The organism is Crenobacter sp. CS_VA4, from assembly GCF_055597485.1.
Genome location: NZ_JBVMAE010000010.1, coordinates 84,505 through 96,165, shown reverse-complemented (window position 1 = coordinate 96,165; position 11,661 = coordinate 84,505). Strand labels below are relative to the sequence as shown.

12 protein-coding genes, 1 other RNA gene and 1 pseudogene are annotated in these 11,661 nt (G+C 67.7%); 10 read left to right on the top strand and 4 right to left on the bottom strand.

Translation table 11 applies throughout. From position 1 onward, the window contains the following. Positions 1 to 26: 26 nt before the first annotated feature. From tal to ACZ2IA_RS11540, 5 genes are all read left to right on the top strand, one after another. Positions 27 to 1,085, top strand: coding sequence for a transaldolase (gene tal, locus ACZ2IA_RS11560; RefSeq protein ID WP_470292730.1), 1,059 nt, complete (start codon positions 27 to 29; stop codon positions 1,083 to 1,085). A 149-nt stretch (positions 1,086 to 1,234) separates the two neighbouring features. Next, positions 1,235 to 1,624, top strand: a complete 390-nt coding sequence (gene crcB / locus ACZ2IA_RS11555) for a fluoride efflux transporter CrcB (RefSeq protein ID WP_470292729.1) — start codon at positions 1,235 to 1,237, stop codon at positions 1,622 to 1,624. A 166-nt stretch (positions 1,625 to 1,790) separates the two neighbouring features. Next, complete coding sequence (locus ACZ2IA_RS11550) at positions 1,791 to 2,168, top strand: HIT family protein (RefSeq protein ID WP_470292728.1); 378 nt, start codon at positions 1,791 to 1,793, stop codon at positions 2,166 to 2,168. Positions 2,169 to 2,177: 9 nt separating this feature from the next. Continuing rightward, on the top strand, positions 2,178 to 2,501 hold the full coding sequence (locus tag ACZ2IA_RS11545; RefSeq protein WP_470292727.1) for a DUF190 domain-containing protein: 324 nt from the start codon (positions 2,178 to 2,180) through the stop codon (positions 2,499 to 2,501). A 62-nt stretch (positions 2,502 to 2,563) separates the two neighbouring features. After that, positions 2,564 to 2,638, top strand: a non-coding RNA gene (locus ACZ2IA_RS11540) — sX9 sRNA. Positions 2,639 to 2,648: 10 nt separating this feature from the next. Here the strand turns inward: ACZ2IA_RS11540 and ACZ2IA_RS11535 are convergent. Together ACZ2IA_RS11535 and ACZ2IA_RS11530 are read right to left on the bottom strand one after the other, a co-directional pair. Then, a complete protein-coding gene (locus tag ACZ2IA_RS11535; protein WP_470292726.1) occupies positions 2,649 to 3,671 on the bottom strand; it encodes a sodium:calcium antiporter in 1,023 nt (340 codons plus the stop codon). A 107-nt stretch (positions 3,672 to 3,778) separates the two neighbouring features. Continuing rightward, the gene (locus ACZ2IA_RS11530; RefSeq protein WP_470292725.1) at positions 3,779 to 4,303 is read right to left on the bottom strand and encodes a hemerythrin domain-containing protein; all 525 of its coding nucleotides are present in this window, start codon (positions 4,301 to 4,303) and stop codon (positions 3,779 to 3,781) included. Between the two features lie 131 nt (positions 4,304 to 4,434). Between ACZ2IA_RS11530 and ACZ2IA_RS11525 the strand changes: the two genes are divergently transcribed. From ACZ2IA_RS11525 to ampD, 3 genes and pseudogenes are all read left to right on the top strand, one after another. Next, positions 4,435 to 4,872: a group III truncated hemoglobin gene (locus ACZ2IA_RS11525; protein ID WP_470292724.1), complete on the top strand. Its 438-nt coding sequence runs from the start codon at positions 4,435 to 4,437 to the stop codon at positions 4,870 to 4,872. Beyond that, positions 4,865 to 5,284, top strand: a pseudogene (locus tag ACZ2IA_RS11520) (GNAT family N-acetyltransferase); the annotation flags it as partial. The gene ACZ2IA_RS11525 and the pseudogene ACZ2IA_RS11520, both read left to right, overlap by 8 nt. A gap of 27 nt (positions 5,285 to 5,311) precedes the next feature. After that, the gene (gene ampD, locus ACZ2IA_RS11515) at positions 5,312 to 5,857 is read left to right on the top strand and encodes a 1,6-anhydro-N-acetylmuramyl-L-alanine amidase AmpD (protein ID WP_470292802.1); all 546 of its coding nucleotides are present in this window, start codon (positions 5,312 to 5,314) and stop codon (positions 5,855 to 5,857) included. 79 nt (positions 5,858 to 5,936) lie between these two features. Here ampD and kup read toward each other — a convergent pair whose 3' ends face one another. Next, positions 5,937 to 7,808 carry a low affinity potassium transporter Kup gene (gene kup, locus ACZ2IA_RS11510; protein ID WP_470292723.1) on the bottom strand — a complete coding sequence of 624 codons (1,872 nt, stop codon included), beginning with the start codon at positions 7,806 to 7,808 and terminating at the stop codon, positions 5,937 to 5,939. Positions 7,809 to 8,128: 320 nt separating this feature from the next. On the opposite strand from kup, the gene ACZ2IA_RS11505 reads away from it, so the two are divergent. Both ACZ2IA_RS11505 and ACZ2IA_RS11500 read left to right on the top strand, forming a co-directional pair. Then, positions 8,129 to 9,838: a proline--tRNA ligase gene (locus ACZ2IA_RS11505; protein ID WP_470292722.1), complete on the top strand. Its 1,710-nt coding sequence runs from the start codon at positions 8,129 to 8,131 to the stop codon at positions 9,836 to 9,838. Then, on the top strand, positions 9,838 to 10,464 hold the full coding sequence (locus ACZ2IA_RS11500) for a lytic transglycosylase domain-containing protein (protein WP_470292721.1): 627 nt from the start codon (positions 9,838 to 9,840) through the stop codon (positions 10,462 to 10,464). The genes ACZ2IA_RS11505 and ACZ2IA_RS11500 overlap by 1 nt, the downstream gene beginning before the upstream one ends. Before the next feature lie 145 nt (positions 10,465 to 10,609). Here the strand turns inward: ACZ2IA_RS11500 and ACZ2IA_RS11495 are convergent, their stop codons facing one another. Beyond that, on the bottom strand, positions 10,610 to 11,596 hold the full coding sequence (locus tag ACZ2IA_RS11495) for a hypothetical protein (protein ID WP_470292720.1): 987 nt from the start codon (positions 11,594 to 11,596) through the stop codon (positions 10,610 to 10,612). Positions 11,597 to 11,661: the final 65 nt, after the last annotated feature.

Below are 11,661 nucleotides of genomic sequence, written 5' to 3'. Positions count from 1 at the left end.
CATCCAACCGAATCTGGAGTCCCGCCATGAACCGTCTGCAAGCCATCCGGCCGTTCGGCCAACGTGTCTGGCTCGACAACCTGTCGCGCGAGCTGATCGAAAGCGGCGAGCTCGCCCGCCTGGTCGCCGAGGACGGCATCGCCGGCGTCACCTCCAACCCGGCGATCTTCTACAAGGCGATCAGTGGCGACATGCGCTACCAGGGCGACCTGGCGCGCCTGAAGCAGCAGCCGCTGTCGGCCGAAGCGCGCTACGAGGCGCTGGTGATCCCCGACGTGCAGGCCGCCTGCGACCTGCTGGCCCCGGCCTACCAGGCCAGCGACCTGAACGACGGCTATGTCAGCCTGGAAGTGTCGCCGCAGCTCGCCAACGACACCGCAGGCACCTTGGCGGCGGCGCGCCGGCTGTGGAAGGCGGTGGCCCGCCCCAACCTGATGGTGAAGATCCCGGCGACCGCCGCCGGCATCGAGGCGTTCCGGCAGCTGACCAGCGAGGGCGTCAACGTCAACATCACGCTGCTGTTCTCGCTCAAACAGGTCGACGCGGTGTGGGACGCCTACATCGCCGGCCTCGCCGCCCGCCAGGCTGCAGGCCACAACGTCGCCGGCATCAAGGCGGTGGCGAGCTTCTTCCTGTCGCGCGTCGACAGCCTGCTCGATCCGCAGCTGCCGGACGGCCTGCAGGGCAAGGCGGCGATCGCGCTAGCGAAGACCGCGTACGCGCGTTACCAGCAGCGCTTCCACGGCGCCGAGTTCGCCGCGCTGAACGCGGTCGGCGCGCGGCCGCAGTACCTCTTGTGGGCGTCGACCGGCACCAAGAACAAGGCCTACTCGGACGTGCTCTACGTCGAGAGCCTGATCGGCGACGAGACGGTCAACACCGTGCCGGACGCGACGCTCGCCGCGTTCCTCGACCACGGCGTCGCCGCCGACACGCTCGCCCAGAATCCGCTGGCCGCACAGGAGCGGCTGCTCGAGGTGGCCGACGCCGGCGTCGACCTGGTCGCGGTCGGCGAGCAGCTGCAGCGCGACGGCCTGAAGCTGTTCGACGACGCGTTCACCGAGCTGTTGAAGCTGACCGCCTGAGCGACGCGCCGCACACGGCAACGGGACGGCCACGGCCGTCCCGTTTCGCGTCTATCTGGCGGCTGGCCTTGCGCTGTCTTGTCGCGCGCTGCCGCGCTGCCTATAGTCGCAGCGGGAAGGATCACCTCGACAATAATAAAGGACCTGCCATGGGGCCCACCCTTTCCCTCGCCGCCATCGCGGTCGGCGCCACGCTCGGCGCCTGGCTGCGCTGGGGCCTGAGCCTGTTGTTCAACCCGGCGTTCCCGACCGTGCCGCTGGGCACCCTGGCCGCCAACCTGCTGGGCGGCTACCTGGTCGGCGTCGCGGTGGCGTTCTTCGAGCACAATAGCGCGCTGCCGCCGGAGCTGCGGCTGCTTTTGATCACCGGTTTCCTGGGGGGGCTGACCACCTTCTCGACCTTTTCGGCCGAGGTGGTCGGCCTGCTGGGCCGCCAGCAGTACCTGTGGGCGCTCGGCGCCGCCGCGCTGCACCTGGGCGGCTCGCTGAGCATGACCGCGCTCGGCATGATTACCGTGCGCAAGCTGATCGGCAGCTGAGAACCCGTCCTCGACGTTACTGTGCGGACGTGATCTCGGCCTGGACGGGCGGCGTGCGTGTCGTCGGACACGCTCAGCGAGCGGGAGTCCTCATGTACGCGATGTACATTCCGGTTCCCGCCCCTCGCTGACGCCCGCCCGCGACACTTTGAGGAAGGGTTTTGAGATGAGCGACCCCGTCGCGCACTGCCCGTTCTGTCACCCGGACGGTGCGCTGCTGCACAACGACCTCGCGCACGCGCGCTACGACCGCCGCCCGGTGACGCCGGGCCACCTCTTGATCATCTTGAACCGTCACGTGGCCAGCTACTTCGAGACCAGCGACGCCGAGAAGCTGGCGCTGTTGAGCCTGCTCGACGAGGCGTACGCGCTGCTCGAGCGCGAGTACCGGCCGGACGGCTACAACGTCGGGATCAATATCGGCGCGGCGGCCGGGCAGACGATCCCGCACCTCCACCTGCACCTGATCCCGCGTTACGCCGGCGACGTCGCCGCGCCGCGCGGCGGGGTGCGCGGGGTGATCCCCACCCGGCAGTCGTATTGAGGAGGGGCGATGAGCAAGGCGACCTATCTGCGCTTCTTCGTGCAAGAAAACCGTCGCCACCACGGCAGGCTTGCCTACGAGTGGCTGCTCGACGAGGCGCGCCGCCTCGGCATCCCGGGCGGCTCGGCGTTCAGGGCGATCGCCGGTTACGGCCGGCACGGCGTGCTGCACGAGGCGCGCTTCATCGAACTGCAGGGCGATCTGCCGGTGAAGCTCGAGTTCGTGGTCAGCGAGGCGCAGGCCGACGCGCTGCTCGCCTGCCTGGCCGAAGCGCAGCTGGCGCTGTTCTACGTGCGCTTCGCGGTCGAGGCGGGGGTGAGCGGCGCTCCGTAAGAACCCGTCCTCAAAGCTACTGCGCGGGCGTGATCTCGGGTTGGGCGGTGCTCGGAATCCTCATGTACTCCAGTACATTCCGGTTCCTGTGCTCCGTCCGCCCCTCGCTGACGCCCGCTCGCTACACTTTGAGGACGGATTCTAAGCTCAGTGCGCCGCCAGGCCGATGTACAGATAGAGCGCGTACAGCGCGCCGTTGACCAGCAGTTGCCAGACCCGGATGCCGCCGTGGTGCTTGGCCGCCACGCGCAGCCAGATCGCGGCGGCGAGGGTGATCGCCAGGCCGGCCAGCACCTCGGTGCGCGGCATCCACGGCGTCAGCGCGATGCCGATCGCCGGCAGCAGTGTGCCCTGGAACACCATCGCGCCGGTGATGTTGCCGAACGCCAGCGTATCCTTGCCCTTGCGCACCCACAGGATCGAATTGACCTTTTCCGGCAGCTCGGTGGCGATCGGGATGATCATCAGCGACAAGAGCAGCGGCGAGACGTGCAGGATCGCCGACGCGTCCTGGACCCCGGCGATGAAGCCCTTGGCGCCGCCGACCAAGAGTGCCACGCCGAGCGTGAGCTGGGCGAGGATGCTCGTCCAGTTGACCGGCAGGCCGGCCTTCTCGAGCAGCATCGGCATGCCCGCCTCGGTGCCGTGGCCTAGCTCGACCAGGCCGCTCGACGCGCGCAGCGTCACCATCACGTAGACGAAATACAGCATCACCAGCGCCACGCTGGCGATGCCGCGCAGGAATTCGAACGGCCCGCTCTGCGGGAAGAACATCGCCAGCGCCGCCAGCGTGTAGCCGCCGAGGAAGTAGTGCAGATCGCGCTTCAGGCCGCCCGATTCCGGGCGGATCAGGCCGCGCGGACCGCGCCCCCGCCAGACCGACAGCCCCATCAGGCAGATCGACAGCGTCGACAGCATCAGCGGCGCGCCGAGGATGGCGCCGACGCCGATCTCCTGGTTGACCGCGTTGTTGCCGGTGCCACCCATGATCGCCAGCACCGGCACCAGCGTCTCCGGCATCGCGGTGCCGACCGCGGCGAACAGCGAGCCGGTGACGCCTTCGGAGATGCTGAGTTTCTGCCCGAGGTGCTCGAGCGCGTTGGTGAAGACTTCGGCGGCGATCAGGATCACCACCAGCATCAAGAGGAGCCCACCCAGGGTGACGAGCATAGTGGCCGAACCGGGAAACGGAAAAGCCGCAGTGTACTCCCGAGTGGCGGCCAAACGAATAGGGCGGCCGGATCGGCCGCCCTATTCGTCATGGCGGGAAACCGCGCCTAGCCCTGCCGCCGCGCCGCCATCCGTGCCCCGGCGGCGCGCTGCTCGTCGGCGCTGAGCGTGCGTTCCGCGGTCGGCAGCAACCAGGCTTCCTCGATCTCGGCGTGCTCGCGGTACAGCCGCACGAACTCGCCGATCTCGGTCGGGTTGACCGCCTCGAGGTCGCCGCTCTTCAGCGCGATCAGGTCGTCGCGGATCGCGTTCCAGCACGAGTGCAGGTAGCCGTGTTCGCCGGCCAGCTGCTCGAGCCGGGGCGCCGCCTCCGGCACCCGTTCGAGCAGGATCGGGAACAGTTCGTCCTCCTCGTCGCTGTGGTGCTGCGGTCCGGCCTGGTCGAAGTAGCGGATTACCCCGTCGATCGCGTTGCCGGCCGCGCTGTCGACGCCGTGTTGCTCGACGTGGCCGGGCAGCGCCTCGAGCTGGTCGCAGAAACGGCGGATCTTGTCGTGGCAGGCCAGCAGCATTTCCAGCGGCGCGTCGAACGACGGCCCCGGTGCGCTGCCCAGTGAGTCTAGGTTGATCATGATGAACTCCTGAAACAATGAAACCACGGCGCGAGTCTGCCGGTTTTGAGGCAGGGGACCCGATCGTGCGCTAGGCCGATCGGGCCGCGTTACAATCCCCTATATTATGTGATAGCTCTTGTGGAGAAACGATGACACCGATCGCCGACGAGATCGGCCGCGAACGGGTCACCGCGGTGGTGGCGCGCTTTTACCGACGGGTGCGCAAGCATCCGACCCTGGCTGCACCGTTCGCCCGCGTCACCGACTGGCCGGAGCACGAGGCCAAGCTTACGCACTTCTGGTGGACCACGCTCGGCGGCGCGCGCTACCGCGACGAGGAGCTGGCGGTCGGCCGCACCCATATGGAGGTCGGCGTCACCTCGGCCTTGCTGTCCGACTGGCTGAGCCTGTTCCGGGCCACGTTGGCCGAAGAGCCGCTGGCCGACGAGCTGCTGCTGGGGTGGCTTGCGCGCGCAGAACGGATCGGCCAGTCGCTGCTGTACCTGTCACAGTTCTCCGCCGAACAGCGCACGGCGCGCCAGGCCGAGGCGCGCGCCGCGCACGCGACGGAGCAGGCCGATGACTGAATCCATCCGGCCGCTGACCGCTCCCGCCGAGCTGCTGGCCGCGTTCGCGCTGGAGGAGGCTGCCACCGCCCAGGAAATCGGCTGGCTGAACTACCCGAATCTGCCGCGGCTGTGGCAGGCGGTCGACGATATCGGCGGGGACGCCGAGCAGCAACTGCTCGGTGCCTTCGATGGCGCGACGCTGACCGGCCTCGTGGTGTATAGCCGGCGCGCCGACGGCAGCGTGCACGTCGACCGGGTGGCGGTCGACCCGGCGGCGCAGCAACGCGGCTGGGGACGCCGGCTGCTCGCGCATCTCTTGGCGCGCGAGCCGCGACTCAGCGTCGATACCGCGCTGGCGAACCGCGCCGCCTGCGCGCTGTACCGTCGGATGGGCCTGGTCGAACAGCGCCGCGGGCACACCCCGGACGGGCTGGAGCTGGTGAGCTTCGGACACAGGCTGGCGCTCGGCGGCGACGGCCGGCTAGTCGGCGCGACCCAGCGGGTCTCGCCCAACTGCGACGCCCGCCCCGGCGGCGAGCTGCCCACACTCCTCGTGGTGCACAACATCAGCCTGCCGCCGTTCGAGTACGGCGGCGACGCGATCGAGCGGCTGTTCACCAACCGGATCGACCCGACCGCCAGCCCGTTCTTCGCGACGATCGCGCCGCTTCGGGTGTCGTCGCACTTCCTGATCCGCCGCGACGGCGAGCTTCTGCAGTTCGTCTCGGTGTTCGAGCGTGCCTGGCACGCCGGCGTGTCGCACTACGCCGGGCGCGAGCGCTGCAACGACTTCTCGGTCGGCGTCGAGCTGGAGGGCTGCGACTTCGAGCCGTTCACGCCGGCACAGTACCGCAGCCTGATCGGGCTGACCGCGGCGCTCTGCGACGCCTTGCCGTTGACCGCGCTGGTCGGTCATCAGGACATCGCGCCGGGGCGCAAGACCGACCCGGGCGCGTTCTTCGACTGGACGCTGGTGCGCGCCGCGACCGGCCTGCCGGGCTGAGCGTTCGGCCAACGTAGACTGCCTGGTGCATGCAAAAGGGCCGCCCCTTCGGGCGGCCCTTGTCGTAAGGCGAACGCGTTTACAGTTCGACCTGCGTGCCCAGCTCCACCGCGCGGTTGGTCGGGATCTGGAAGAAGTCGGTCGTGCGCAAGGCGTTCTTGCTCATCCACATGAACAGCTTCTCGCGCCAGCGCGCCATGCCCGGCCGCTCGGTCGAGATCAGCGTCTCGCGCGACAGGAAGAACGAGGTCTCCATCAGCTCGAGGCTGAGCCCGGCCTCTTCGCAGTGCTGGAGGATGTCCTGCTGGTCCGGCGTCTCCATGAAGCCGTAGCGGGCGATCACCCGCCAGAAGCTCGGCGACATCTGTTCGACCTGCACCCGCTCGGCGGCATCGACGTAGGACAGGTCCTCGGTGCGTACCGTCAGGAACACCACCCGCTCGTGCAGCACCTTATTGTGCTTGAGGTTGTGCAATAGCGCGTGCGGCACGCCGTGGGTGGTGCCGGTCAGGAACACCGCGGTGCCCTCGACCCGGGTCGGCGGGTACGCCTCGATGTTCTCGACGAAGCTGTCGATCGGTAGCGCGTGTTCCTGGAGGCGCTCGAACAACAGCTCGCGACCGCGTTTCCAGGTGGTCAGCAGGGTAAAGATCACCACGCCGATCACCAGTGGCATCCAGCCGCCGTGCGCGACCTTGAGCAGGTTGGCCGAAAAGAACGTCAGGTCGAAGGCGAGGAACAGGCCGGTCAGGCCCGCCGCCGCCGGCAGCGACCACTTCCAGTGATGGCGCGCCACGATATAGAACAGCACCGAGGTGATCGCCATCGTGCCGGTCACCGCGATGCCGTACGCCGCCGCCAGGTTGTCCGACGAGCGGAAGGTCAGCACCACCACCATCACCGCCACCAACAGCGCCCAGTTGACGAACGGCAGGTAGATCTGTCCGATTTCGCGCGCCGAGGTGTGGATGATCTTCATCCGCGGGCAGTAGCCGAGCTGGATCGCCTGGCGGGTCAGCGAGTAGGCGCCCGAGATCACCGCCTGCGAGGCGATCACGGTGGCGAGCGTCGCAAGGATGATCAGCGGCAATACCGCCCAGTCCGGCGCCATGTGGAAGAACGGGTTCACGATGGTCTTCGGATCGTGCAGCAGCAGCGCACCTTGGCCGAAGTAGTTGAGCACCAGCCCCGGCAGCACCACGCTGAACCAGGCGATATGGATAGGCCGGCGTCCGAAGTGGCCCATGTCGGCGTACAGCGCCTCGGCGCCGGTCAGCGCCAGCACCACCGCGCCGAGCACCAGGAACGAGCCCCAGCCGTGATGGAGCAGGAACGACAGCGCGTGCCACGGGTTGACCGCGGCGAGCACCAGCGGCGCCTTGGCGATGCTGATCGCGCCGAGCACGCCGAGCGTGAAGAACCAGATCAACATCACCGGGCCGAACAGCTTGCCGACCAGGTCGGTGCCGTGGCGCTGGATCAGGAACAGTCCGGCCAGCACCGCCACCGACATCGGCAGCACGTACGGTTGCAGATTGGGGTTGATCACCTCCAGGCCCTCGGCGGCGGACAAGACCGACATCGCCGGGGTGATGATCGCGTCGCCATAGAACAGCGCGGCGCCGAACAGGCCGAGCAGGACGATGCGCCAGCTCGCCGGCCCCTCCAGCAGGCGGCGCGCCAGCGCCATCAGCACCATGATGCCGCCTTCGCCCTTGTTGTCGGCCTTCAGGATGAAGGTGACATATTTCAGCGTGACCACCAGCATGATGGACCAGAAGATCAGCGACAGGATGCCGAGAATATTGCCTTCGGAGAGCGTCAGGTGCTCGGCGGCGAAGCATTCCTTCAGCGTGTAGAGCGGGCTGGTGCCGATATCGCCGTACACCACGCCGAGGGCGGCCAGCGTGATGCCCGCCAGCGCAGGCTTGCCGGATGAAGGATGGCTCATGAAAATCGATTCGGTTTCTTGGTTGGTTTCTGACGGCTCTGGGGCAGCGGATTGCTGCGGCGCGCAAGAGCCTTGGAGCGCGAAGCTTAACGCGCTTGGACATCGAGGCCAACCTCTGTCTGGGTTTCGCGCCGCGCCGGGTGTCGGTGGAATACGACAGAACGGCGCCGCGGCTTGACAGCCTGGGCAGGCGGCCATGCCGTTTAGTTTAATGGCCACTTGCCGCGCCAGGCGGCGGAGTCGCGGCGTTTTCGTTCGGCGCGGCTTGACGCTACAATCGACGCATTTACCGCTATTAATCCAGAGAAAGCCGTCCGAACATGCGCGCCTCGCAGTTTTTCATCTCCACCCTGAAAGAAGCCCCCGCCGACGCCGACATCATCAGCCAGAAACTGATGCTGCGCGCCGGCTTCATCCGCAAAGTGGCCGCCGGCGTCTATACCTGGATGCCGATGGGCCTGAAGTCGCTGCGCAAGGTGGAGAACATCGTCCGCGAAGAAATGAACCGCGCCGGCGCGATCGAGCTGTCGATGCCGGTGGTGCAGCCGGCCGGGCTGTGGCAAGAAACCGGCCGCTGGGACAAGATGGGCGAAGAGCTATTGCGCTTCAAGGACCGCCACGAGCGCGACTTCGTGATCCAGCCGACCTCGGAAGAAGTGGTCACCGACATCGTCCGTACCGAGTTGAAGAGCTACCGCGCGCTGCCGAAGAACTTCTACCAGATCCAGACCAAGTTCCGCGACGAGCGCCGCCCGCGCTTCGGCGTGATGCGCGGCCGCGAGTTCACCATGAAGGACGCCTACTCGTTCGATCGTGACGCCGAGGCGGCCGGCAAGAGCTACGACACCATGTACGCGGCCTACTGCCAGATCTTCGACCGCCTGGGCCTGACCTACCGCGCCGTCGCCGCCGACACCGGCGCGATCGGTGGCGACCGTTCGCATGAATTCCAGGTGATCGCCGACACCGGCGAAGACGCGATCGTCTACTGTCCGGATTCCGACTACGCCGCCAACATCGAGTTGGCCGAAGCGCTGGCGCCGCAGGGCGAGCGCCCGGCCGCGAGCGCGGCGCTGACCAAGGTGCACACCCCGAACGTCAAGACCATCGCCGAGCTGGTCGACTTCCTCAAGGTCGACATCACCGCCACCGTCAAGGCGATCGTGGTCGACGGCGAGCAGGGCGAGGCGGTGTTGATGCTGGTGCGCGGCGACCACGAGCTCAACGAGGTGAAGGCCGAGAAGGTCGCCGGCATCAAGAAGCCGCTGACCTTCGCCAGCCCGACCCTGATCCGCTCCGCGTTCGGCGCACAGCCGGGTTCGCTCGGCCCGGTCGGCTTCAAGGGCCGGATCATCGCGGATCGCACCGTCGCCAAGATGGCCGACTTCGTGATCGGCGCCAACGAGGACGACCAGCACTACACCGGCGCCAACTTCGGCCGTGACTGTGCCGAGCCGGAAGTCGCCGACATCCGCAACGTGCTGGTCGGCGACGCGTCGCCGGACGGCAAGGGCGTGCTGGCGATCCAGCGCGGCATCGAGGTCGGCCACGTGTTCTATCTCGGCACCAAGTATTCCGAGGCGATGGACGCGACCTTCCTGGACGAAGACGGCAAGCCGCGCTTCTTCGAGATGGGCTGCTACGGCATCGGCGTGACCCGCATCCTCGGCGCGGCGATCGAGCAGAACAACGACGAGCGCGGCATCATCTGGCCGGACAGCATCGCGCCGTACTCGGTGGTGCTGTGCCCGGTCGGCTACGACCGCAACGAGGGGGTGAAGGCCGCCGCCGACCAGCTGTACGGCGAGCTCGTCGCCGCCGGCATCGACGTGATCCTTGACGACCGCGGCGAGCGCCCGGGCGCGATGTTCGCCGACTGGGAGCTGATCGGCGTGCCGCACCGCGTCACCATCGGCGACCGCGGCCTGAAGGACGGCAAGGTCGAGTACCAGCACCGCCGCGACAGCGCCGCCACCCCGGTGGCGGTCGACGCGATCGTCGCCGAGCTGCTCAAGCGCCTGGCGAACTGATGCGGTGGGCGCCGGCGTGGCTGGCTGGCGTGCTCGTCGTGCTGAGCCTGCCGGTGTCCCTATCCGCATGGGCCGGCGCGCAGCGCGAGGAGGCGCTGTCGGCGACGGTGGCGTCGGCGATGCACCGCTCGGTCAGCGACGTCAACGCGCCGCGGCTGGTGTTCGCCCGGCCGCAGGACGGGCAGGCCTGGCTGGCCGAGATGTCGCGGCGGCTCGAGAAGCGCGTGCCGGACGCCTGGGTGCGCGAGCGGGTGCTGACCGCGGTGCAGTACGAGGCGAGCCGCGCCGGCCTCGACCCGCAGCTAGTGCTAGCGCTGATCCAGGTGGAGAGCGGTTTTCGCAAGTACGCGATCTCGTCGGTCGGCGCGCGCGGGCTGATGCAGGTGATGCCGTTCTGGCAGCGCAGCATCGGCTCACCGCAGCACGACCTGTTCGACCTGTCGACCAATCTGCGCTACGGCTGCGCGATCCTGCGCCACTATCTGGATATCGAACGCGGCAACCTCAGCCGCGCGCTCGGCCGCTACAACGGCAGCCTCGGTCAGCCGCAGTACCCGGATGCGGTGCTCGGCGTGCTGCGTGCCGGTTGGCAGTGGGCGCCGGCGACGACGCTGGCGATGGATTAGGACGTCGGCCGAACCCAAAGCAAAACACCCCGTCGCGACGGGGTGTTTTGCTTTGGGTGGGAGAGGGCGCTTCGGCCAACCTTGCGGGCTGTTCCACAAACACACCCTGCCACGGCGGGGTGTGTCATATCTGACGATGACGCGCTCAGAACTGGTAGCCGAGGCCGAGCAGGATGATGTCGCTGTCGCGGCTGTACTCGGTGACGATGCGGTGCCAGTGGACCCGGGCGCGCAGGTGGTCGGCCAGCTGATAGCTGGCGGTCAGCGTGACGATGCCCGAGACTTCTCGGCCGGTGCTGCCGCTGGCTTGATTGGCCTGGTAGCGGTCGATCGCGCCGTAGACGCCGCCGCCGACGCCGATGGTGAGCTTCTTGTCGTAGAACTCCGGCTCCAGCCACGCCTCCAGCGCCGCGCCGTCGCGCCGGGTCAGGCGGGTATCGCCCTCGCTGATCCAGGCGCCGGACAGCTTCACCAGCGGGTTCAGCGAGTAGCGGTACTCGACGCTCTTGGCGACGCCGGTTTCCGAGTGGAAGCTGTTGACGATGGTCTGGCCGGCCAGCAGCGTCACTTCGTTGTCGCTCTTGCCACCCTGCCATGATGCGCTGCCGCGGCCGTCCGGCGTCAGCGTATAGCCGAGGCCGAGCTGCACCGAGTTGGTGGTGATGCCGCCGCCGCCCTGCACCCGGTTCAGCCGCAGCTGGTACAGCCAGTTGCTGTCGGTGTAGTAGGTGGCGGCAGCGCTGTACAGCACCGCCCAGCCGTGGTCGTCGCTGTAGACGGAGCCATTGGCGGCCTTGGTGGTGTCGAAGTACTGGTAGGGACCAACGCCGGCCGACAGCACCAGCCGGTCCCACAGCGGCGAGGAACGCAGCCATAACTGTGCGCTGTAGCCGTCGCGGTGGTGGTTGGGCACGTGGCCCTCGTTGCTCCAGGTGAAACTGGCGTCGAGGTGCTCGGCCAACGGCGTCTGGTAGGACAGCATCCAGGCGTAGGAATGACCCTGCGGATGCGGGCTGTACATCGCACCGGCCGACACGGTGAAGTCGTCGGCGTGGACAGCGGTGGCGAGGATCAGCAGTGCCGCCGGCAATAGCGTGGTCGGGGAGTGACGGCGCGAGTATTTATTCGTCATTATTAAGGTCGCGTCAGAAATTACTAATAATTTGTTGTAATCCAGAACCGTTGTGATGGCAAAGC